At 42.6% G+C, this 24,273-nt stretch carries 15 protein-coding genes; 6 read left to right on the top strand and 9 right to left on the bottom strand.

What is annotated here, in order from left to right; all coding sequences use genetic code 11:
- Positions 1-95 precede the first annotated feature (95 nt).
- Together H4W00_RS10275 and ppsA are read right to left on the bottom strand one after the other, a co-directional pair.
- Positions 96-1,076, bottom strand: coding sequence for an RDD family protein (locus H4W00_RS10275; protein WP_334684948.1), 981 nt, complete (start codon positions 1,074-1,076; stop codon positions 96-98).
- Between the two features lie 268 nt (positions 1,077-1,344).
- A complete protein-coding gene (gene ppsA, locus H4W00_RS10270) occupies positions 1,345-3,729 on the bottom strand; it encodes a phosphoenolpyruvate synthase (protein ID WP_209957915.1) in 2,385 nt (794 codons plus the stop codon).
- Between the two features lie 771 nt (positions 3,730-4,500).
- Between ppsA and ppsR the strand changes: the two genes are divergently transcribed.
- Together ppsR and sthA are read left to right on the top strand one after the other, a co-directional pair.
- Positions 4,501-5,397: a posphoenolpyruvate synthetase regulatory kinase/phosphorylase PpsR gene (ppsR, locus tag H4W00_RS10265; protein WP_334684947.1), complete on the top strand. Its 897-nt coding sequence runs from the start codon at positions 4,501-4,503 to the stop codon at positions 5,395-5,397.
- Positions 5,398-5,569: 172 nt separating this feature from the next.
- The gene (sthA, locus tag H4W00_RS10260) at positions 5,570-7,219 is read left to right on the top strand and encodes a Si-specific NAD(P)(+) transhydrogenase (RefSeq protein ID WP_327192966.1); all 1,650 of its coding nucleotides are present in this window, start codon (positions 5,570-5,572) and stop codon (positions 7,217-7,219) included.
- A gap of 174 nt (positions 7,220-7,393) precedes the next feature.
- On the opposite strand, the gene H4W00_RS12645 is transcribed toward sthA, so the two are convergent.
- The 3 genes from H4W00_RS12645 to H4W00_RS10245 form a co-directional block, all read right to left on the bottom strand.
- Entirely contained in the window at positions 7,394-7,588 is a 195-nt protein-coding gene (locus H4W00_RS12645) for an ABC transporter permease (protein WP_442793104.1), read from the bottom strand.
- A gap of 5 nt (positions 7,589-7,593) precedes the next feature.
- Complete coding sequence (locus tag H4W00_RS10250) at positions 7,594-7,803, bottom strand: hypothetical protein (RefSeq protein ID WP_209957913.1); 210 nt, start codon at positions 7,801-7,803, stop codon at positions 7,594-7,596.
- A gap of 78 nt (positions 7,804-7,881) precedes the next feature.
- The gene (locus H4W00_RS10245) at positions 7,882-8,760 is read right to left on the bottom strand and encodes a YihY/virulence factor BrkB family protein (RefSeq protein ID WP_209957911.1); all 879 of its coding nucleotides are present in this window, start codon (positions 8,758-8,760) and stop codon (positions 7,882-7,884) included.
- Between the two features lie 1,043 nt (positions 8,761-9,803).
- Here H4W00_RS10245 and glpK point away from each other — a divergent pair.
- The 4 genes from glpK (at position 9,804) to H4W00_RS10225 (ending at position 14,723) form a co-directional block, all read left to right on the top strand.
- Positions 9,804-11,408, top strand: a complete 1,605-nt coding sequence (gene glpK / locus H4W00_RS10240) for a glycerol kinase GlpK (RefSeq protein ID WP_209957908.1) — start codon at positions 9,804-9,806, stop codon at positions 11,406-11,408.
- Between the two features lie 396 nt (positions 11,409-11,804).
- A complete protein-coding gene (locus H4W00_RS10235) occupies positions 11,805-12,317 on the top strand; it encodes a hypothetical protein (RefSeq protein WP_334685008.1) in 513 nt (170 codons plus the stop codon).
- A 483-nt stretch (positions 12,318-12,800) separates the two neighbouring features.
- Positions 12,801-13,826 (top strand): endonuclease/exonuclease/phosphatase family protein, encoded by a 1,026-nt coding sequence (locus H4W00_RS10230; protein WP_209957903.1) that lies wholly within the window; start codon positions 12,801-12,803, stop codon positions 13,824-13,826.
- A gap of 204 nt (positions 13,827-14,030) precedes the next feature.
- The gene (locus H4W00_RS10225; RefSeq protein ID WP_209957896.1) at positions 14,031-14,723 is read left to right on the top strand and encodes a TetR/AcrR family transcriptional regulator; all 693 of its coding nucleotides are present in this window, start codon (positions 14,031-14,033) and stop codon (positions 14,721-14,723) included.
- Positions 14,724-15,001: 278 nt separating this feature from the next.
- Here H4W00_RS10225 and H4W00_RS10220 read toward each other — a convergent pair whose 3' ends face one another.
- The 4 genes from H4W00_RS10220 to H4W00_RS10205 form a co-directional block, all read right to left on the bottom strand.
- Positions 15,002-15,958, bottom strand: a complete 957-nt coding sequence (locus H4W00_RS10220; RefSeq protein WP_209957894.1) for a hypothetical protein — start codon at positions 15,956-15,958, stop codon at positions 15,002-15,004.
- Positions 15,959-16,098: 140 nt separating this feature from the next.
- The gene (locus H4W00_RS10215; protein WP_209957891.1) at positions 16,099-21,420 is read right to left on the bottom strand and encodes a DUF11 domain-containing protein; all 5,322 of its coding nucleotides are present in this window, start codon (positions 21,418-21,420) and stop codon (positions 16,099-16,101) included.
- A 172-nt stretch (positions 21,421-21,592) separates the two neighbouring features.
- Positions 21,593-23,671, bottom strand: a complete 2,079-nt coding sequence (locus H4W00_RS10210; protein ID WP_209957889.1) for a hypothetical protein — start codon at positions 23,669-23,671, stop codon at positions 21,593-21,595.
- 78 nt (positions 23,672-23,749) lie between these two features.
- Positions 23,750-24,214: a hypothetical protein gene (locus tag H4W00_RS10205; RefSeq protein ID WP_209957887.1), complete on the bottom strand. Its 465-nt coding sequence runs from the start codon at positions 24,212-24,214 to the stop codon at positions 23,750-23,752.
- Positions 24,215-24,273: the final 59 nt, after the last annotated feature.

The raw sequence follows: 24,273 nt of genomic DNA, 5'->3' as shown, positions 1-24,273 counted from the left end.
GGTTATGACTAAATGACCGCAAACAAAAAAGCAACGACTGAGCGCTGCTTTTTATCATGGTTATATTATTTGTTTCAAACAGCCGTACTGATGAATTATTTTACTTTTGGCTGTTTGATCAATTGACTGCTGTCTGCTTTCACCACCAATGTTTTGGCTAACTTATCGTGCCAACCAATACTTTCAGGGCTCTTAGATGCCATATAATAATGAATGGCAATGACTACAAAGCCTAAAAAGCTAGTGAAGGAGAAGAGTAAATTATAAATTACAAACAGCACCAGAGTACGCATACCGATCAGTTTAATCAAAGACGGTAGACGATGGGTAGTCTGATCCACCACTCGAATCCCTGTAATCAGCTTACCTAATGATTGACCGCGCAGCGTGATAAATACTAGCTGTAGGGCAAACAGACCAAAGACCAAAATCTGCGACACCATTAGCGTGGCGCTTGGCAGGCTCTCCATTAGTGTCATTGAGTACTGATATGCGGCATCCATATTTTGGATGTCTTGAAATTTAGAGTAGTCCACATCCATCTTGGTTAAGGCCATCACGAGCGGAAAAATTGCTAATAAATACATGAGGGCGTTAATTGCGGTGGCTAATATTCGTGACATGATAGGCGCCAGTACCATGTTGCCCACTACTTTATCTTTGGCGGTAGTAGGTTTTTTAGTACCAGTCTTGTTCAATGACACATTGTTATGCGGCGTTTGATGACGGTTGCTGGTCATGTCGGCTTTGCCACTTTTAGCGTCAGGTTTTGGACGTTCAGGTTTGCCGTATAATCTATCAATAGATACATCTTTGGCACCTTGACTACTATTAGTATCAGCATCTTCAGGGAAAACAGTGACATTGTTAATAATAGAATCGTTAGGCGCAGCACTGCCTACCGGACGATAGGTATATTGGTTACCGGTTAAGTTCCCAAGACGCTGCCATTGATCTAAGCCGTCATGCCAGACCAAATCCTCTAGGGTCACTTCACCGGATTTCAGCATGATATTGAGCTGATCCAAATCATAAGGACCGGCTTGTACATTATTTCGAGCAAGGAAAATCTGCATAGTTGCCTGTATAGTTAGTCATATCTTAAGTCATTGTATAATAAACCAATTATCAACCTGTTACTACGTGAGACTCACTTAATATATCAGCGTTGACAAGCAAGCTAAAATTTCCGCTGGTCTGTCATGTACTGGTTATATATTTGCTTCACTATAATAGGGTCTGCCAGACAGTTAACAGAATGTATTGTCCATATCAAACAGACCCTAATGACAAAGTTTATTACGCCAGTGTGTTATTGCCTATTACTGTGGCAGCTTAGGCCGTTTACTTTACTTCTTCACCTGCTAAGAAGAACCAAGTATCAAGTACTGAGTCAGGGTTTAATGACACTGAGCTGATACCTTGTTCCATAAGCCACAAAGCAAGATCAGGATGGTCTGATGGACCTTGACCGCAGATACCGACGTATTTGTCAGCTTTGCGACAAGCATCAATCGCCATAGATAGTAGCTTTTTAACCGCTGGATCACGTTCATCAAATAAATGTGAGACGATACCCGAGTCGCGGTCAAGGCCTAATGTTAACTGGGTTAAATCGTTAGAGCCGATTGAGAAGCCATCGAAGTGTTCTAGGAACTCTTCTGCAAGCAAGCAGTTAGTTGGTAGCTCACACATCATGATGATGCGTAGACCATTTTCGCCACGTTTAAGACCATTTTTCTCAAGTATTTCAATTACTTGTGCCGCTTCATCAACGGTACGGACGAATGGAATCATTATCTCAACGTTCGTTAGACCCATGTCATCACGGACACGTTTAAGGGCTTTACATTCAAGCTCAAAGCAGTCGCGGAAGTTGTCAGAGACGTAGCGGCTAGCACCACGGAAGCCTAGCATTGGGTTCTCTTCTGAGGGCTCGTATAATTTACCACCCAGCAAGTTAGCATATTCGTTTGATTTAAAGTCTGACATACGAACGATTACAGGCTGATCCATAAAAGCGACGGCTAGAGTTGAGATACCTTCAACCAGTTTATCAACATAGAAGTCAACGGGTGAGGCGTAACCTGCAATGCGCTCATTAATCGCTTGAGCGACTTCACGTGGCAAGCTATTCATATTCAATAGCGCCTTTGGATGCACACCAATCATACGGTTGATAATAAATTCTAGACGGGCAAGACCAATACCTTCATTTGGCATTTGGGTAAATGAGAATGCACGATCTGGGTTACCAACGTTCATCATGATTTTGAATGCTAAGTCTGGCATAGACTCAATAGAGTTGGTCTGTATTTCAAAATCAATTTGGCTTTCATAAATAAAGCCAGTATCACCTTCAGCACAAGAAACGGTAACGTCTTGACCGTCAACTAATAACTCAGTGGCATTACCACAACCAACGATAGCGGGTACACCAAGTTCACGAGCGATAATCGCCGCGTGACAGGTACGACCACCACGGTTAGTGATGATGGCTGACGCGCGCTTCATGACTGGTTCCCAATCCGGATCAGTCATATCAGAGACTAACACGTCGCCTTCTTGTACTTTGTCCATTTCATTTAAGTTATCAACGATACGCACTTTACCCGCGCCGATACGTTGACCGATTGAACGACCTTCGCACAATATTTTAGCGCCAGTGGTATTGATTACATAGCGTTCCATAACATTACTGTCTTGGCGGCTCTTAACGGTTTCTGGACGGGCTTGAACGATAAATATTTCATTGGTATCGCCGTCTTTTGCCCACTCAATATCCATCGCTTGACCATAGTGCTTTTCGATTGTCATCGCTTGCTTGGCAAGTGAAGTCAGCTCTTCAGTTGATAAAGAGAACTGCATGCGCTCTTGCTTCTCAACGTCAACGACTTTGACAGATTTAGCGGTACTGCCTTCATCGCCATAAATCATTTTCTTTTGCTTGCTACCTAGATTGCGACGAATAACTGCAGGCTTGCCATTAGCTAATAGCTGTTTTGAGATGTAGAATTCATCTGGGTTAACTGCGCCTTGCACAACCATTTCACCTAAGCCATAGCTTGAAGTGATAAACACCACTTGATCAAAGCCGCTCTCAGTATCTAGCGTAAACATAACGCCCGCAGCGCCAGTTTCTGAGCGTACCATACGCTGAACTGCTGCAGACAAAGCAACGCCTTCGTGCTCAAAGCCTTTATGGACTCGATAAGAAATAGCTCGGTCATTATATAATGAGGCAAATACTTCTTTTATAGCGATAAGAACGTTATCAATACCGCGGATGTTCAGATATGTTTCTTGCTGACCGGCAAATGAGGCATCTGGCAAATCTTCAGCAGTCGCAGAAGAGCGCACAGCAACAGCAATATCCTTGCCATCACTCATTTCCTCGAATGATTTGCGAACTTCTTGCTCTAAATCCTTTGGTAACTCTTGTTCGATAATCCAGTTACGGATTTTTTTACCAGTAGCCGCCAGCTTAGTAACGTCATTGACGTCTAACTCTCTAAGCTCGCTGTTGATTTTGTCAAGTAGACCGGTATCAGTCAAAAAGCGATTAAAAGCATTTGAGGTAGTGGCAAAGCCGCCTGGGACACTAACACCCAAATCAGATAGATGGCTGATCATCTCGCCAAGCGAGGCGTTCTTACCACCAACCGTATCAACATCGTTTTTTCCTAGCTGATCAAGATTGATTACAAGTGTTGAAGATTGCGCTGCCATGATAACTCCAAGAAATAAGGTTATTTAGTAAGGATTATAACGCTAAATTATACCGCTATATTAGGACAATTTCGAGAGCTGAACCGAAAAACTTGTGAAAAAGATACAAATTGTAGAGTATGGTGGTAACCGACCCAGACAACGGCCGATAAGTATGTAATATAAAACGGCAATAACGCCTTAGATATTCCTTTAAGTGATAGCTCTAGATATCACATGTAATATTTAATGCTATAGAAGATAGCACAAAAAACCGGAGTTGCAAGCCAGTATTGTTGCTAGCCAGTTATGCTAACATTGATACCTATTGGGCGTCTATTATGCGTATAATGTAGGGTAAAATATCAAGTGCGCAATGACGCTTATAACGATCAAATGCAGGTACGATGCCGCCGCTTAACGAGCGATTACTAAGGCTACTATTATTCCATAGGGCATTATTTATCCTGCTAGGATCTTGATTATGGAACTAATGGACATCATAACAACAAGCAGTGAAAACAAGTAAAACAATAGCTGCTGTTATTATTATTCACAACGATGATTATCTACAACTATCACTCATATATAGCGGTCTACGATGACCCGCCTAAATGATACTGTAACGTCCAAAATAACTACGCAACGAAGATACTGAGGCAACAAAAAGTCAAGACCGCCTTGCAGCATTGTTTATAACATTATGGTTCATCTTATTATTACTTATCTATTTCAGCATCATCTATCTTATCAACACCCATCATAGCGCGCTACTATCGAGGTCTTTACACTATGTACGCTAACAATCCATCTGAACAAGACAAATCCACTATCCAAAATCGCCATGCCTTGAGTTTAGACAACTCCCAGACGATAAGAAGCGCGTTTTTTATCTCTGATGGCACTGCTATTACTGCTGAGACTCTTGGCCGCTCTATTTTGAGTCAGTTTGCTTCTGTACCTTTTGAAACTCGGGTATTGCCATATGTGGATAGCTTGGAGCGCGCTGAAGATGCGGTAGAGCAAATCAATATGGCGTACCAACGTGATGGTTTGCTGCCACTGGTATTTGATACCATTGTTAATCCTGATATTCGCGAAAAAGTAAACTCGGCGCATGGTTGTAATTTGGATATGTATGAGGGGTTAATCGGGCGTATCGCCGAAGAAACGGGTATTGAGCCTGATGGAGACTCAGGTCATGCACATGATAATGTCGACTCTGAAACCTATAAAGAACGTATTGATGCGGTACATTTCGCGTTAGATAATGATGATGGCGCGCGTACCCGTCATTATAGTGCGGCAGACATTATTCTTATTGGGGTCTCACGCTCAGGCAAAACACCAACGTCATTATATTTAGCCTTGCAATTTGGTATTCGCGCTGCTAACTACCCGCTGACTGAAGACGACCTGTATGACAATCAGTTGCCTAAGGCGCTACGTGAGCATAAAGACAAGCTGTTCGGTCTTATCATCGACACTGATCGCTTAGTAAAAATTCGTCAAGAACGCCGTGCGGGCAGTCGCTATTCGAGCTATCAGCAGTGTCAGCAAGAACAGCGAGCGATACAAGGCATCTATACCTCGCAAGGTATTCCAAGTCTTGATGTCTCTGAGATGTCAGTTGAAGAGATTGCCACGCGAATTTTGCAGATGACTGGGTTAAAGCGTCGTATTGGTTAAGGTTATACGAGATTGATGGGGCACTGAATATTGCAAAACATCTAACCACAACGTATGGTGGGCTCGCTTGAATAGCCTGTTAGCAGCACACAAAAATACTCTAGCAAACCATAAATAAATAAATCAATAAATAGCCAAACTATACAATAAACCAATAAGTAATGAGAACACCATGGGAAAAAAAGGTAAAGACGACACCACTAACGATACTGGTGAAGATATTCATACTGACGTTTCTAACAAAGACAGTGGCAGCGCGCCGGTGACCACGCCTGAACGCACCAAAGATGAAGATAAGAAAGAACAAATTGAGCAAACGCATGAGCAAGTGACTGACGACTTCATACATCATCCTGATTTGGTCAATCCGCTCGATGACACGCGTATCGATATCAAGTCGGGCTTTAGTAAAGACTCAAAACGTATAAAAGATGACCAGCATGAGTTTGAATACGATGCCGTGGTATTAGGTGCCGGTCCTGCTGGCGAAGCGGCAGCAATGAAGCTGGCTAAGTCTGGCAAAAAAGTAGTGGTGGTTGATCCGCGCGAGCAAGTTGGTGGTAACTGTACTCATGTTGGTACGATTCCGAGTAAAGCGCTGCGTCAATCGGTATTTAACTTGATCAACTTTCGCCGCGATCAGATGTTTACTAAAGCGATGGACTATCATCAAGTACCATTGAACATTGTACTTGCTAAAGCACGTCAAGTGATACGTCAGCAAGTCAGTACTCACACACGCTTTTACGAGCGTAACCAAATAGAAGTTATTCATGGCTGGGCAAATTTCGTCGATAAAAATACCTTACGGATTGAAATCAGCGAAAATACCTTTGAAACCATTACTTTTAATAAAGCCATTATTACGGTAGGTAGTCGCCCTTATCGTCCTGATATTCTGGACTTTGATCATCCTCGGGTGTTTGACTCTGATAAAATCCTCCAAATGGATTATGTCATCAAAAAGATTATTATTTATGGCGCGGGTGTGATTGGTTGTGAATACGCGTCTATCTTTACCGGTCTGGGCTATAAAGTGGATCTTATTAATAACCAAGATCAGTTATTGAATTATCTCGACAGTGAGATTAGTGACGCTATTGCTCATGACTTTAGACAGTTTGGGGTGGTTATTCGTAGTAATGAAGAGATTGATCACTTAGAGACTCATGATGACTGTGTTATTTTGCATTTAAAAAGTGGTAAGAAAATTAAATCAGATGCTATTTTATGGTCAAATGGGCGCTCAGGTAACACGGAAGGTTTGAATCTAGAAGCAGTTGGTCTAAAAGCCAATGGTCGTGGCCAGTTGAAAATAGACGACACCTATCGTACTGAGGTTGAGAATATTCATGCGGCTGGTGATGTTATTGGTTGGCCATCACTGGCTTCTGCCGCCTATGATCAAGGACGCTGTGCTGCAGCATTTATGGTCGGCGATAGTGATGCTGAATTTGTTTCCAGTGTTCCGACTGGTATTTATACCATTCCTGAAATCTCATGTATTGGTAAGACTGAGCAAGAACTAACTGATGCCAAAGTTCCTTATGAAGTGGGTCAAGCTTTCTTTAAACACCTAGCACGTGCGCAAATTATTGGTGAACGTTCTGGGGTCTTAAAAATATTATTCCATCGTGAGACCCTTGAGGTTCTAGGCATTCATTGCTACGGCAATCACGCTTCAGAAATTATTCACATTGGTCAGGCGGTGATGAAGTGTAATGCTACCCTTGAGTACTTTGTGAACACCACCTTTAATTATCCAACCATGGCAGAAGCCTATCGGGTAGCTGCATTAAATGGCCTAAACCGCGTGTTCTGATAGCTCATAAATAGGAAGTATAGGGTAATAAAAGAGCGTCTGTATAATATACAGGCGCTCTTTTTTGCCTATTTATACTGTCGGTGACAGCTATAGTCAATGAAAAGTAATATCGATACATAACCTACTGCTGGCATAAGTTTTTAGTACCGTCGCGTTTTTAAGGTATTTTAACTATATTTGGTTGAGCTGTGCAGAAGTATTAATACCGAGAGTGGTTGGTACTAGCCAGCGTACGACTTGTAATGCTGCGGGCAGTTGGTCTGCCGGCCAAGGATAACCACTTAAGAAGAATATTAGTAGCGAGCTAAAAATTAAAATTTGCATACCGCGTTCGCGTTGACGGAACCACAGCCCAATAATGACCAACAGCGTCAGGATAGATTCTTTATTACGGCCAATTTTTTCGCAGATGTGGCTGCTGATTTAACGCGATTATAATCAGGCGCTATTTGCTCTACGCTACCAGTTTCAACTGCATTAGATGTTTGCTCGTTATCAAGAGTATCTGATGGGTCTAATTCTTTAGTGTTATCAGAGTCATTATCAGAGTCATTATCAGATTCATTGTGAGGTTCGGACATAACAGCAGGTTTCCCAAAGCAGTAGAGGAGACAATAAAGGGCTAATTTAATCGTTTAACGAGCTGTTCAAGGATATATTCAAATAGCATCAGCATCAGCATCAGCATCAGCACTTGCTAAGAGTTCAGAGTTAAAAACAGCACCAAGCGCCACAATAAATGCCGAATAATAAAGCCACAGCATTATTACCACAGCAGCTGAAAGCGCACCAAATTCAGCGCTATAGTTATTAAAGTTTTGTACATAGATTGAGAACACAATAGACAATACAATCCAAAGCACGGTTGCCAAGGCAGCCCCTGGTATTAGTTTTTTGAAACGTACTGTTTCGCGGTTTGGCGCAAAACGATAAAGGCCTAGAAAACTAAAGAATATGATGACCGCTAATATAGGCCACCTGCTCCAAAGCGCAATCGTCTTTGTTATCTGCGGAAAAGGAAAATACGCAGCTATTAAAGGAATGGCAGCAATTGATGCCAGTGCTATGATAAATATGACCAGTGCTGCAAAAGTCAGACCAATTGCGCGGATGAGCCCTTGTATAAAATTTCGCTCTTGAGTGATGTCAAAGGCAAGGTTTATGAGGATAATCAAGTATTTGATACCGCGGGAGCCTGCATAAAGTGCCAACGATGTTGAGAGAATTAGACTGTAAGTCAGGCGTGACGTGGTATTAGCAACCAGTTCACTCAAGCGTGCATCAAGGACGTCATACACTGTCGGAGGCATGAATGGACGCAGAAATGAGATTTGTGCTGCCATTTCAGCAGGCGAAAAGGCCAAACCATAAATCAGTACAAATACGGCCATTATTGGAAAAATAGATAAAAAACCAAAAAACCCCACGCTGGCGCAATGTGCCCAAACATTAGATTTGTTAGTATTTCGCCATGTTTTGAGTATAAGGTGTTGCCACTTTGCTGCTTGAGTAGGGTTATTCAGAGTAGGTTTATTCATAGCATAGCCATTTAGTAGTGAGCGCTTTATTCAGTTGTCTTCGATATGATTAATATCATCGTTTTTACAAGCATTATTCTTTGTATAATGTCGGCAGCTGAATATCAGCATCGACAATTTGGGTGACCGTCATCGGCATTGCTGTATTCTGGGGTTGATTACTTGCTACGTCGATATCGCCAGTTCAAAATAAAATAGATACTTTTGTGTCAGCCTGCTACTGGTATAAACTTTTCTTGCTTGCTGTTCGCGAGCGTGAACGAGTCTACGAAAAATTCATAATAGCAGCACTGTGTCGTTTTTAAATTGGATTAACTGTATCAGCGCGCCAAGGTAGGTACAGATATCCCTGTCAATATAATGGCAACCATAGTAGGAGGCAAAGACGACAGAACAAGTTTCATAAATTACATAGGCCATTAGGTAGATTGTAGGGTGTTGTCAAGCAAGTCACACTATTAGTCTTTCTGGATCGGCCATAACAGGCAATATTGATAGGAGTAACCAGCTACAGGCGCCAAAAAACTATCGCCAACAACAAGGCGTATACTTTAGAGCGACAATGATGACAGGTCAATGCTCAGTGTTCCTTTATTAGCCATTGAATAAACGATCTATTCATGGCGCAGGATTTTTTTAATACAGAACTTTTGACACAGAATTTTTGATACAAAACATAGCACCATTCATTTATAAATTATAAAAGGTTTATTAGAAGTAATCATTATAGTTTTGATAAGTTTTTTTGTTTTATACAGTAGCGCTAATAATCGTCAGATAATGATGGTGTATGCTATATTTCACCTGTTATAAATACGCGTGTAGCCAATCCAAATGAGAAATGGCACAGTGCTATCGGGATGAATTTTTTGCCGCTTCCCACAGGCCTGCTAGCAGTACGCCAGAAAAAATTACACCAGTAGTACCTTGCTAGCAGTGACTTTCTTTTATATTGAATCGGCTACACTAAAAATTAATAACTATGCTGTGGCAATATAATTTTTAAGATATATTTTAATCTAAGAAACAAAAAGGGACTAGTGATGGAAGGGTATATTTTGGCTTTAGATCAAGGGACAACATCGAGTCGAGCGATCTTGTATGACGACCATGCCCGCCCGATTAAAATGGTGCAAAAGCCGACTACGCTACAAACCCCAAAAGCTGGCTATGTCGAACAAGATGCACAACAAATTTGGCAGACTCAAATCAGCTGTGCTCATGATGTCATTAACCAAGCTGGGCTACTGGCCACTGATGTCGGCAGTATTGCCATTACCAATCAACGTGAGTCTATTGTCATTTGGGACAAACAAACTGGCAAACCTTTGGCACCTGCCATCATTTGGCAAGATCGACGCACGGCAGATTATTGTAAGGCACTTGCTGCTAAAAGCGTCAGTAACAGTACTGATAATAGTAATGAGGATATGGCGAAACAGGTTCAACGTATCACGGGCTTGCGTTTAGATCCTTATTTTAGTGCCAGTAAAATTGCTTGGCTGCTTGAGAATAATTCTAAAATTAAAGCGCGGGCAAGCAGTGGACAGATAGCCGTTGGTACTATTGACAGCTGGCTAATCTATAAATTGACAGGGGGTGAGCATGTCATTGATATCACCAATGCTTCACGTACTTTGTTGTTTGATATTCATAAATTGGCCTGGTCGGATGAGCTGTGCGCACGCTTTGATATACCGACGTCCATATTACCCAAAGTACTGCCCTCTGATGGTGACTTTGGCAAGACCAAGAAAGGCTTATTCGCTAAGCAAATCCCGATTCATGCCGTATTGGGGGACCAGCAAGCAGCGCTCTTTGGACAAGGTTGCCTAGATGCTGGCATGGCTAAGAATACTTATGGCACCGGCTGCTTTATGCTGATGAATATCGGTGAAAACCCCCAGCTTAGTGAGCATCAACTGCTAACCACCATCGCTTGGCAACGAAAAATTGGGCCCAGTCGTATAGACAATCGGTCACTAGGACAGATTATGCAGTCCGGAAAACGCATGTTACAGCCGTCCAGTTTTGGTATGAACCGAGAAATAAATTACGCATTAGAAGGGAGCGTATTTATGGCTGGGGCGATCATGCAATGGCTACGCGATAATTTAGGTATGATTAAGCAAAGCTGTGATGTCGAAGCGTTAGCATTACAAGTAGACAGTAGTGAATCGGTAGTCGTGCTGCCAGCATTTACAGGACTTGGTGCCCCTTATTGGCGCTCTGATGTCAGTGCCAGTATTAGTGGCATGAGCCGCGGTACTACCAAAGCGCATATTGCGCGAGCGGCCTTAGAAGCGGTTGCTTATCAGACTTATGATGTATTAGTTGCGATGCAAAAGGACAGTCCTCATCCTCTCACCGAGCTAAGAGTTGATGGCGGCGCGGCTAATAATGATTTACTAATGCAGTTTCAAGCTGACTTACTGGGTGTGCCCGTACTACGACCCAAAGATACCGAAATTACCGCCAAAGGTGCGGCTTTATTGGCTGGTCTAAAAAGTGGCTTATATGATGAAGCCACAATGAAAACATCCTGGCAGGTTGATCGTGTCTTTGAGCCGAGCATGTCAGCTGATAGCCGCGAGCAGCATCTCTATAAATGGCAGCAAGCTGTTAAGAGAGCCTTGATGGATATATAGACGGCTAGCTTAAAAGTTACTCAAAATACTATGCGGTCATACAGAAGTACTATATGGCTACAAACTGTAACCTAAGGTCATCGTGATTTGGACAAGATTTACATATTCGGTCTATCTGGTTTCGTGTTTAATTTCCTATACTTTAGATGAGTTAAATAAGACTGCTGACCTGGTCTAGATTAGCAATCAATAAAAGCAAAATACAACAAATAATTTAAGGACAATACTATGAATAACGATGGCCGTATTACAGACCCTAATAATCGTGTGATTGATGATGACTACCTTGAAGTAGGTGATAGAGAGCGAATCATTGACGATAACGAGCGTAGAGTAACTGGCAGTGATCATCATGCAGTTGATAATACGGTAATTAGACATGAAGACGATAATATTATAGACAATCATGATAGTATCAATCGCGATGCAGTAAAGCACTTATCAAAAGAGTCAAAAAAAGATCTTAATGCCGATATTATTACGGGCGAGCCGGGTTCACATCCAGTAGGTACTGGCGTTGGGGGTGTAGGCGGTGCAGCAGTAGGTGCCGCTATCGGTACTATGGCCGGACCATTAGGCACATTAATCGGTGGCGCAATCGGTGCCATTGCAGGTGGCGGTGCAGGCCATGCATCAGCAGAAGCAATTGACCCCACACGTGAAGAAGCTTATTGGCGCGCAGAACATGCCAATCTCGACTATCAGAAAGAAGGCTATGACTTTGATCGTGACATGCATCCCGCTTATGCAGTAGGGTATGCTAATCGTGCTCGTTATCCTGCTGATGCCCGTTTTGAAGATCATGAAGCAGATCTAGAAAGCTCTTGGCATGAGGTTAAAGGTGATTCACGTATGGCTTGGGGAGATGCTCGGATAGCCTCTCGTGATGCTTGGAATCGCGTGTCATGACGTGTGTCATAAACTGCAACGTTATTAGTAAAGTATTATAGTTAGTAGGTTATCATCAATAGACTAAAAGCTAGGGACATCGGCTCAGTCTAAACTCAATAAACAGTATATAAATGAGCCATTTTGTTATTATGGCCCATACAATTGTAGATAACTACTGGGCAGCAGCTCTAAATGATTTTTATAGCGCTACAGAAAAGCTTTCAGAGTAAACTCTGAAAGCTTTTCTGTTATTCAATGGTTGATACGCAGATAAAAATAAAATGTTATATATTTAGTAGGCCTTATATATAGTATACTTAAAATTTAGAGCAATTAAACAAACAAACTTCTATTCCTACAGGTTTAATACCAAGTAAAGAGTAGAAAATCTAATGTGTAATAGTACCAACCAATAATAATTGTCAGGTTATAGGTAATATTAACAACCACAAAAAGTTAACACCCTCAAAAAATATAACTATAACTGACAGGTAACTTATCATGCACCGTGATGGCCCGGACAATCGTAAACAGTTCTATATTGCTACCGCTAATTTACTTAACCTTGCCAATCCCAATCGAATTTATTACGATAACGCCCCAGCCTACGACCATAAAGCTTACGATAAAAAAGTACGGGGTATTACAGAACTACTAGCCAAAACCCACGCTGATATTATTGCGGTGCAAGAAGTTTGGGATAGTGAGGCGTTAGAAGCCGTCGCCGTAGCATTAGGTTTTAAACCAGAAAACGTAGTCATTCCGCTGGCAAGCAATGATAGTGCTAGCCCCTATACCCAAGGGCGCGGTGCACAAAAGACGCCTGCTGTTGGTATTATCAGTCGTTTTGAACAATTAGAGATCAGCCTATTAGAAAATATCGCCCCTAAAGCTGTGATCGATATTCCTGATATTGGCCTTTATCGTCATTTTAACCGTCCGCCTCTATTATTACGTGTGAATGCATTTGGCCAGCCGATAACCGTTATTACTGCTCATCTCAAAAGTAAACGCGCCTTTTTCCTACGCGACGCAGACGGTAATTTGTTAGAAGATATGGATGATCCAAATATTCGTGTTCGTGCCAAACTTCGCAGTCTATGTATGCGCGCGGCAGAGGCAGCATCAATTCGAATGTCTATTATTGAGCGTTTACTGCATACGCGCGAGCCACTCATATTGCTCGGTGATATGAATGATGTCACTGGCAGCGTGACTACCCAGTTGATGGCTGAGACTGGTGAGGTAAATTATGACAAAAGTATGCGTGATATTGCTCTCTTCGATGCAGCACGGGTTCAAGCCCGTTATGGCTGGATGAAGGATATGGCTTATACCCATATTTATCAAGGGATACCAGAGGTGATTGATCAGCTGTTTGTCTCAGAAGAATTTTTACCTGATAGTAAGTTTGCACTTGGGCAAGTGGAGCGAGTGGATTACTTTAATGATCATCTGAAATGGGACTATGCAGATAGAATGACTGATCATGGTATTATAAGAGCTAAAATAAAGCTGCATGACTAAACATCTGATATTGTTAACTGATATATTACGTTTGTAACCCATCGACGCGCTTGCTTGATAATATACAAGTGTTTATGATGCACTATTCATTAAATATGGTAGTGGTTACATTGACCAAAAGCTGCCAACAGCATGCCGATTTAGTGCAAGTGCTATTTAATAAAATATACCCTGTAAATAAGGCGTAACATCGAGAGGTTTATAATGAGCGAAAATAAAGACGACAAAATTGAAGATGTATTAGTAGATTCCGAGCTGGCAAAAAAGCTGGTACCTAATAAATTTAAATTTACCAGCCAGCAAGGCCGCGTACGCCGTCAAAAGTTATTGATGGGTGCCAAAAAGCTGAGTGAAACTCAATCTATTAATGACATTACTCTAGCTGCTGTCTGCGAAGAAGCGGGTATTCCAAGAGCTTCTGCCTATCATTTCTTCCCAAACATCGAAGCGATATTCTTAGCGCTACGCTTTTTAAATGCTATTGACATCTTAGAAGTACTGACCACAGTTGAGACTGTGAATTACGATAGATGGCAAGCTTATTTGACGGCTTTGATTGAACGTTGCGTACAGATTTTCCGCAATGACGAGACTAAAGCTAAGCTGGTATATGGAACCAATACACCAGATTTTGAAGGTGATAGTTTCGGTGAAGATATTGACTATCAAATAGTTCAATTGGTCTATAAGCGTTTGTCAGAACGCTATGAGATGCCGGTATTTGAAGATATTGAAGATGTTTTGTTAGTCACTTATAGCATTGTCAACGGCATATTCACGTTATCTTATCGTCATCATGAAAGTATCACTGATAGCTATTTGCAAGAAGCCAATACCGCCTCTATCGCTTATTTGCGTTGTTATTTACCAGAAAAGCTGCCACGTAAAAATCGCTAAATCGGTCTCAACAAACTGCTGCTATAGTCGATCTAATTTAAAAAGGATGCAGTGCTGCTGGTATAGATGTTTTGTAGCCTCTGTCACGCTTGCGAACAGCAAGTAAAAAAATTATACCAGTAGCCCATTGCTATGAATGACTCTCATTTATTTTGAACTGACTATACATAATATAATTATAGTCCCATAAAAAAGCCGGCCTGATGCCGGTTCTTTTTTATCAGTTTTTTAGTAGTTATAAATATATCGTGTCATAAAATAGATCTAATAAACACAGTCTAATAAACAATGCGACCGTTTGCAGTTGAGATGGAAATAGCGTCCGTTTGTGCGACCGACAAAGTACGGTTAATTTCGGTATGTAACGTTGGTAGCTGCATCGGTAATGCCTGTCCACGACAAATATCGTCGCTCGGATCTAAGGGTGAAAATTGCTTATAATACTGGTTTATTAAGCTTTCAAGTTTTACATTTAGGTGCGAGTCATGAGTATTAATATAAGCTTCGCGAGCTTGTTCTAGCCAGCGATCAGCCATGCGAAAATGACCACCTGACTGCTGCGAACCATATTTACAGTGATTGGTAGCTGCCCATATTAAGGCCACTTCACTAAACGCCAGCTCACGTGGTGCAGTCGTTATACCGCCACTGTCTTTTAAAGCCGTTAAAGTCGCCCAAAGATCTGGTCGCATCAAAGCAGAGGTCGGTGGAATGTCGGTCGTTATGTGGAGGCTCTGATCGTTATTGTGTTGCAGCGCTGTCAGGATAGAGGTGCCACTTTGTAGAGCATGTACGCCTGCAGCTGAGCGACTACTAATACTGTCTTCATGAGAGGCATAATTCAACCAAGCTTGAGCTTTATAGGCAAGGTATTGCTCACGTGGTGACAGAATATCTGGTGGTCGATTGTCTTGTTCAACTTGATAGGAGTCTTGCCCAAGCCGATAATCACCTAGTTGTGTGAGCATACAGTCTATATTCTGACACCTTAAACTTTGAATCTTTGCACGTGACGTTTGTGCTTCTATGTTGTTATGACACGCAGTGGTCTGAGCTTTCAAGGTATCAGCAGCAGCCGTGGAGACATTGCTAGCGTTATTATTATTTGCTGCTTGCACAGATGGCATAAATGCTAGTAGCAGTAATACTGATAACGAGGACTTTTGTGAGAGTTGTAATAAACGAGGCAGTTTGTTAGCTACTGAGTTAATCGCTGAATTCTTAGAGTCAAGCATAATGCCAGCCTTGGATTATAATGAGCCGTTAACGGCTCATTAGCTACAAAGTAATTTTATGATAATAGCTATAAATTATGAGCAAATTATAACCGTCTATAAGGTTATGTTAGCTTTAGTGTAGACTTATCGTGTAAGCGCTAATTTTTGCGTGGATCAGTACCTTTAAATAGATCTTCATCAAACTTAAAGCGTACTCTGAAGTAAGCGCCTTCTTGAGTGCTGTCATCATAAGCAATATCCTCATCTTCAAAGCCCATAAAGTTATAGCCCAGTGATAGCCATAAGTTAGTCATAGGGCTGTAGCCAATTTCAGCGCCAAGCATATAGGCTAGGTCATTCGCTTGCTTATTCCAATAGGTACCCGCTTGCAAGCCAACATCCCAGCGCTCATTGATGTCATAGAGACCACGCGCATAAGCGGCATGGGCGGTGTTATCGCTGGTGATATTATCGGCGCTGTACTCTGTATACTTACCGGCATAATGACCTGACAACGTTAACGGGCGAGTCGGATGATAATTACCACTCCATGACCAAACAATGGCGTCTTTTTGGTATGGATCAGTACCTGTTTGATTATCATCTAGGCGATATTCAAGTTTTGCCAGCATATCGAGCTGATTGCTATCATAGTCGCGATAAGCTGCACCAAGCTGAAAGCGGTTAATGGTACGGTTACCATCGTCATAATCAACCCGCGAATAGATATCTTTAGCCAGTAGAGTAATGTCGTCAGTATAGCGATAAGCAATACCTGCGCTACCAAGCAAGGTATCACTGGTATCGCCCCAGCGTTTCTCAAAACGACCTGACGCTTTGTAGTTTTCTTTCGCCAGGTACTCAACCCCAAAACCGGCGGCGGTTGAGGTACTGTCTTCTTCACCTTCGAGCGACTCAACCCGCTCGAATAGTGTGTTTACCGTTAAGCCTTTTTGGACATACCATTTGTTCTTGAGGCCGATAGCGGCTTCGGCTTCGCGAGCATCAATAGCATCACGCATGCGGTATTCGCTATAAACTTTGCCATCTTTCATATAAGTGGCGTCAAAACCAACCACCGTGCGTTGACGTTCATCGGTATCATCCAGACCGTAACTGCCTGATAAGCTATTGATTAAATCATGGCGTGCATAAAGGCGACCAAGGTTACCTAGTGGGGTTTCACCACCGATAGAAGTCGCATTACGCGAGCTATGGTTGATATCTTGCTCGTATTCGGCAAATACCAACGCTTTATTTAGCTTGGGCAAACGGGCAGTAACACGGGCGCGGGCAGTGGTACCTTCGATATCTTTCTCTGCACTACTAACGCCATTAAGCGCCGACTGATTGATGTCGTCGTTAAAAACAGTATCATCAGTGACATCTACTACGTCGGTTGCTGCTTGGATATTACGCGAGGCGGCGGTGGCTTGTTGCTTATAGTAACGTACACCCACTTCACCAACGATATTTTTGCTCAATCTTTGCTCAATGCTGGCTTGTACGCCTTCGCGGCTGGCTTCAGTAGTATGGTCTGTGGTGCGTACGCCTTCGATTTTTAGCGCGGTTTTTTTATTGGCTAATGCATGAGTGACTTCCACCCCGGATTCGGTACGGCCAGCGGTTAAGGGTGAGGCACCAGTAACGAAGCCTATATCGGCGTCGTTATAGTAAGCTTTAGCACGGGTATTTTTTTTATTATCGTAATCTAGCTCAATACGAAAGGCGTCACCCTCAGCATCATTGCCTGCTAATTCTGCTGCATTAACCTGATTACTTGCTTGATAATTGGGATCCTCAGCTTTACTTTTCGCATATTCCGCCACCAGTTTTAAGGTATTGTTAATTTTAACCACACTATTAATGCTGGCAAGCTGTTCTTTATTCAGTGGGTCATCACTATTGATATAGCTGCCGCCAATAGCTACTTTCTCAGTCAGTTGCTGTTTGCCTGCTATACCACCGACCCAATATTTTTCGCCACCTTCGTCCACTTCCACAGTCACGCGCAGATAGATAGGGTTACCGTCAATGTCTTGGCTAGCAATCGGCGCTTTCAGATATAAGCTACGGCTGATCGGATCGATTTCATAATCAGCGAAGCGGGTAAGGGTCTCGCGGCGAATGATAAGTCCCGAATTATTAGCATCACGGGTGATAATTTCTATGGTCTCAGAGTTCTCTAATACCGCATCGAAGTTTTCGGCCAGTGGGTAAGGGCCTGAGATGCCTAGGCCACGAGTCTCATTAACCCGCTGTGAAGAGCTGGTCTCGGCGATAAACGTGGTAATGCGGGTATTGGCATCTTCGTATTGGGCTTTAACCCCTGTCAAAGTACGATTGTATTGACCCAGCTTAATGCCATCATCGTTATCAATTTGGGTTTTTAGGTCGCCATACATCGCGAATGAGCGACCCTTATCTAAGCGCACATAAAGCTTGCCAGTAGATTGCGCATCAAAGCCTTTGGCTGATGAGTCGCCATACACAGGATAATACTCGCCCGGCTCGATATCACGAAACAAGCGCTCGCCTTTTTTGTCGCTGTCATAAGACAAAGTGAGCAGATAGTCGCCACGTACTTTACCTTTAAGAAACATCGCGGCGCGGCCAGTCGCGGAATAGTCGTCATTACCGGCAAACTCCTTCAGCTCTTGTTCGAACGCGCCTTGAGCATCGGTAATATTACCACCGTCGAAGTCCTTGAGCGATATCGCCCCTTCAACGATACCAACGGCGATAAGAGGGCGCAATTTGGCAGTGAACTGTAGCGGAATCACTTGCTTACTGCTGCCAGTATCAACTACCAATTCGCCTTTACCCGGTACACTAGGCGCAATTACGGAAACTAACAGCTCGCCGCCATTTACAGTAACTTGCGTGCCCGCTTGGTCTTTACTGCTATCTGGTAGATTAATACGGCCAATATTGGTATCGATAGTAATAGGCGTTGAAGCGATATACGGACGGTTGTCACGGTCTTTTAAACTAATAACCATCTGATATTCGCTTACGCCATCCGCTTGTACTAACTGCTCTTGGGTACGATAGTCGATGGCTTGCAAACTATCTGGCGTTAAGACCTCAATGGTCTTCTCAGAGATAATCTTGCCATTTATATCAGTTGCGACGCCGCGTAGGGTATTGCGTCCACGTTTTAGATCTACTGCATAATAATCAAAGGCGGTAACGTTTTGTTTTTGCTGCTTGGCAGTTTTACCGATTTGTTCCTCAGACACTGCTTTGTCATTGGCATAAAGGGTGAAGTTCGATCCCAGTGGTGCTTGTACTTGTACCATCTGCTTGTAGGTATTAAGCTGTTGATCTGCTGATAAATTAATAAAGGCAACGTCGTTGTTAGCCACTTCTTTTAAATATTCTTCGAGCTCTTTCTCTACTGGGGGAGCAACAGTCGTAATGCTCATATCGACACGTGCAGCGCTAGGATTGACCATGTCAGCTACTATCGCTGAGTCACATTGAATGCCTTGATCTAATATATCGTTAGACTTACAGCCAGTGGCATCAACGTTATCTTTATAATCGCGATTATAATCAGGATCTAGGGTCAGCTCGCTTTTAACCGCTTGCTCTAAGCTATCATTTTTAGCACTAATGCTCTTGCTACGGGCAACCAGATCTTGGTTTAAGCGCTCAGTACTGTCTGCCATACCGCTGACAATAGCGAAATCAGCACGATGTAGCTCGCCGTATTTGAGATCGACAAAGCGGCTACCGGCATCACCCGCATTACGGTTGCTTTGGATAATCAGCTCAGTTTCTCTAGGTAAGGTAGTGCGGTCCACCTTTAAGACGTGAGTCTTAGCACTAATCCCATAAAAGTTATACTTGCCTTCAGGGTCAGTAACGATAAAATTACCGTTTTCCATATAGATACGCACGCCAGCAACGCCAAGCTCGCCATCTTCTTTTTGCTGAATGCCGTCGCGATTGATGTCGTGATAGACTTTACCAACGATGATACCGTCAGTGTTCATCATGCCGCGGCTCACTTCGATCGGCCACTGTGCTTCTCTTGAAGTAAGCACCTTGCCAGCATCATCTTTTTTATCACGACCATGAGCAGTAGCGCGGTTGACACCGTCACCGCCGAGTGCTGATGATCCGATAAGCACACGATAGGTTATTTTTTTACTTGTGCCTACATCCATATCACCCAAACTTAGGACTTGGTATTTACCTTCAGTCTTAAAATCATTAGTCTGAGCTTTATCAATTTTCAAACTATTTTCAGTATAACGAACTGTGCCTTCGACATAATCAAAGCCGCGTGGCAATGCGTCTTTTAGTTCAACATCATAAGCAGTCGCTTTTCCATCGTTTTTAACAGTTATACTGTAGTTAACATAGTCACCTAAAGATGCGGTTTTAACATCGCCTTCTTTTTCGACTTGTAAGCTAGGGTTTTCGTCAACGATATCGATCTTACTGGTATAGCCGCTGATAAAAGTTGTAAAGTCAGATTGGTTGGGCTTTTGGTTTAGAGGAAGCTCAGGATCAATACAGGCGACCAATTCTGCTCCTAAAGTATCACCTTGTAGTGTCTGGACAATCTTGTCATCAATAGCGTTAGCGTTATTTTCAGTTCGCGCGTTTAGGCGAAATTTACCAGTATTGTATTTTCCCGTAACATCATCTGGGATTTCTAAAGCTTTTAACGAATAGATATCACCTGTTGCAGGAGACGTAATAGCGACCCAGACTTGATCTTGCTCATCAGGGTCAGCGTTACACTGCGCATAGCTGGCTTGTAGATAAATATTTTCGCCTATCTGAGAAGTGCCTTTGCTATTGATCGCCCAGTCACTGCTCATAAAGTTAATGCTAGGCTCAACGATAATTAAACTATCTGTTGCAGTGGCGGCTTTTACTGAAGGGTCTTCTACAACAATGGCATCGATTTCGATATCGGCAGTACTACCTTCTACGGCACTAGGGTCAGATAGCGCTTCAACGATGAGGTCGATGCTTTCACTTTGACCCAAAGTAATCTGAGTGGTTAGATTCTTATCTAACTTAATTTCTTTATCTGCACCATCGAAAATGCCGTTATCATTCAAGTCTTGATAGACTTTTATGTTCGACAAGCTATTAGCTATGATAAGCGACAAATCGATAGTCTGATCGCTGTAGCTGGTGTTTGTAAGAACGTTTTTCCAACTAACTGTCTTACCTGGCTCTACCGTCTTTCTTAGTGGCGATTCTAAGGTGATACCATACTTAGGAAAAGCAGACGATTGGACGCGCACTTGGTTAGAGCTACTGCTTAGCAGCACACTTGTTTGACCATGAACAATGTAGCTAGCGTTAGCAATGTTGTCGATAAGCTGTAAAGCTGAATTAGTGGCCGCTAGGGCAGTATTCGATTGCATAAGCAACATCGCCAACGACAACGCGGAGATCCTCGCTGTACATAGGGCAGTACGATTAGACAGTATCATTATAGATTTGGTCATATGTCGCTTATGCAATAAAACAAAATGGGCGGTCTAGATTCCTCTAGCCTAAATAAATTCAGACTGTAGGAAGTCTATAAGTACCGATAGATACTTATAGACATTTAAATTAGATGGCAAAGTTAGACGTTAAAATGACATTTATAATAGCAATAGCAATATCAAAACAAAGCTATAATGTACGAGCGGTTTTTATTTTGACCTTAAACTGCAGGGTTGCTGCTCCTTGAGGCGCTAATGTAGCAATATTAGTAGTAATCGCAGTTCCATTGTTAGTCGCTGTATAGGTGCCACCAGCACTGGCAGTAGTCGTTGCAGTACCTTCTACATAATCAGCGTTGGCTGAGAATTTAGCCAATTCGTCTGTGATGACTACATCAGTAATGTTAAAACCTTCTGTCGCAGTAGAGGTGTTTTGGGCTTGGACTTGGTAAATAATACACTCACCAGGTAAGGCACCAGTAAGATCTTTGATAAGGAATCCGTCTGCAGTAATAGTAGTACCGTCACAATTTTTATTTATCGCCTGTTTTTTAACTAGCACTAAGCCGCGAACAGTTGTAGTATCTTCTATCGGAGGCACTGTAGGTGCGCCTTCTAGCTTCGGAATCAAGGTAACAATAGTCTTCTCAAACGTAGGGTCATTGGAACCTAATGGTGTGAACAGTGGTGCCTTAACTGACGACACTTTATAATTAATAGTGACGGTTCCACTAGGTGCTATGCCACCACTTAAAACACTGTTAATATCGTAGGCACCGTTAACAGCCGTAATCTTCTGTCCTTCCACTGTTGGTGTTGTAGTGTCATTACCATCTGGATAATAAGTGACAGTGACGGTATTAGGTTCTATGTTAACCGCATCCTGCGTGTTGCCATCATTATCAGTGATAGTGAACGTTAACTCACCAGCTTTACTCCCCTCGCGGTCTTTACCCGTGTTGGTAATGACCGTTTGATGAGTAACTTGACCGGCAGTACCTGAGGTCGGTGCAATTTCTCTGGTAGTAACACCGGTTAGGGTTAGAGCACGTTTGATGGTCAGTAATGGCACCGTTGAGTCGTCACCTGCAGAAGCTGGAGTCTGACCATTGACGTTATCAACATCGTTAGTAGGGTAAAATGTAGCAACGTTTTCAACAGTACTGTCTGTACTATCGATAAGCTCATTATCAGTTGCAGTATTATTGTCCAAGTCATCAGTGACTTTCACATGGTTGATGGCGGTTGCAGGAACAAGCGTACCGTTGCCAGCTTGTTTTACTTTAAAAGTGATGGTTAGCTTTTGACCTACTGGGATATTGATATCAGTAATGTTGAAGCCGCCATCACCCGCATTACCAGCGCCTATAGTGCCTTTGGTAGCTTGACCAGTGACTATTATGTTAGTGGCTGTTAGTGCTTCTGCCATGACTAGACCGGCTGGTAAAGTGTCTGTGATAGTAACAACAGTGGCATCAGTACTAAAGTCAGTGTTGCCGTCGTTGTTCACAACGATCTGATAAGTGGCGGTATCCGTTTTATCATTGAGGTCTAAACCATTAGTAATGGTCTTAACAATACCAAAGGTAGGGAGCCTTGTGAATGAGCTATCAGTGTTAGTAAGTGTGCTCGTTGGAGCATTAGGGTTAGCAGCCAAGACTGCACTCTTGGCAGATATTTGTAGTTGTTGACTATCTCCGCCTTTGTTACCAGTAGTTTTGGCATTAATAGAAAACTCAATATAATGCCCCTCTTCTAGAGGAAATGACTTGCCATTAGCTACACTATAGGGTGCGTTTGCTACAGTACGACCTGTATCTTCGGTTCCATCTGCGTCATATATCTTGTATGAGACAGTAGATTTAGCCGTATCATACTTTGCATCAGGTTCGGTCAGGGTTATAGTATAGGTGTCGGTGCGGTTACCGGTGTTAATCAAAGTATGCTTAAAGATGGCGAACCCATTAGGAGCCACTTCTTCTTGAATGTTTGCGTTATCACCTTGCTCACTGCCTGCTGCACTATCATCATTATCAGCACTCAATGAGAATGATACCTGTTCTGATACAATAACTCTTACTATATTAGATTTAACTTCAGGCTGATTCTGACCGCTAACGTTATAGCTGGCGCTCGCTTGGTTGGTGATATTTACTTCTGTTGTTGTTGAGCCAGTGTCTGCTGGTGCTGCGTTAGCAGTAGAACTAATGCCTAGCACTGCAGCGATTCCAACAGCTAATAAGCTGTAATTAAAAATGTTTGAACGCATGTATAACTCCGAAATTAAAAAACATTTAGAAATTGGGATTCTAGGGGGGTAACTGGGCTGCTTTAATCAATGATCGTATTAATCAACGATGGTATTAAGCGCCACAGCTGCCGATTTATTCGCTGGTAATAGCTTGATATCCCAACGTAAGGTACGGTATTCGGATAAGGGGATCTTGACCAGCTTGCCATCGACTTTGCGCATCAACGGCATATCGGCGTAGTTCTTGCCATCGATACTTGCTTGGGCGCTACTAGGATATACGTCACCAGTAAAAGTCATATTAGCGGGAATAGGCAGAGTCACGGCTAAGTCATTGATATTTTTATTGATCGCATTGGTATAAGTTGCTTTGTACTGAATGATGGTACCCGTTGGAGCAGTACGGACTGGTAAGTAGCTAACTTTACCCTCGGTATTTTTAATAACCTTGTTAGCTGTCAGCTCCATTTTCAGAGCGTCATCAGCATGAGCAGCACTCAATAAAAACACAGACGTTACGGTGACCAATAAAACACTGTGTAAAGCATTAAAACCTTTCATATCGTATTCCTTGCTTAAACCATTACTATCAGTGCGACCTTAACTTTTTGCTACGCAGT

This window comes from Psychrobacter sp. PL19, assembly GCF_017875835.1.
In the GTDB taxonomy this organism is placed as follows: domain Bacteria; phylum Pseudomonadota; class Gammaproteobacteria; order Pseudomonadales; family Moraxellaceae; genus Psychrobacter.
The sequence above is the reverse complement of the archived record's forward strand: the minus strand, read 5'-3'. Positions and strand labels throughout refer to the sequence as shown.

Coding starts and splice junctions, on each gene's coding strand:
- ppsA (WP_209957915.1), bottom strand. CDS start 3,729: ATGGCAGCGCAATCTTCAACACTTGTAATCAATCTTGATCAGCTAGGA.
- H4W00_RS10250 (WP_209957913.1), bottom strand. CDS start 7,803: ATGTCCGAACCTCACAATGAATCTGATAATGACTCTGATAATGACTCT.
- H4W00_RS10210 (WP_209957889.1), bottom strand. CDS start 23,671: ATGCGTTCAAACATTTTTAATTACAGCTTATTAGCTGTTGGAATCGCT.
- H4W00_RS10220 (WP_209957894.1), bottom strand. CDS start 15,958: ATGCTTGACTCTAAGAATTCAGCGATTAACTCAGTAGCTAACAAACTG.
- H4W00_RS10230 (WP_209957903.1), top strand. CDS start 12,801: ATGCACCGTGATGGCCCGGACAATCGTAAACAGTTCTATATTGCTACC.
- H4W00_RS10205 (WP_209957887.1), bottom strand. CDS start 24,214: ATGAAAGGTTTTAATGCTTTACACAGTGTTTTATTGGTCACCGTAACG.
- H4W00_RS10275 (WP_334684948.1), bottom strand. CDS start 1,076: ATGCAGATTTTCCTTGCTCGAAATAATGTACAAGCCGGTCCTTATGAT.
- ppsR (WP_334684947.1), top strand. CDS start 4,501: ATGTACGCTAACAATCCATCTGAACAAGACAAATCCACTATCCAAAAT.
- H4W00_RS10215 (WP_209957891.1), bottom strand. CDS start 21,420: ATGACCAAATCTATAATGATACTGTCTAATCGTACTGCCCTATGTACA.
- H4W00_RS10225 (WP_209957896.1), top strand. CDS start 14,031: ATGAGCGAAAATAAAGACGACAAAATTGAAGATGTATTAGTAGATTCC.
- glpK (WP_209957908.1), top strand. CDS start 9,804: ATGGAAGGGTATATTTTGGCTTTAGATCAAGGGACAACATCGAGTCGA.
- sthA (WP_327192966.1), top strand. CDS start 5,570: ATGGGAAAAAAAGGTAAAGACGACACCACTAACGATACTGGTGAAGAT.
- H4W00_RS10245 (WP_209957911.1), bottom strand. CDS start 8,760: ATGAATAAACCTACTCTGAATAACCCTACTCAAGCAGCAAAGTGGCAA.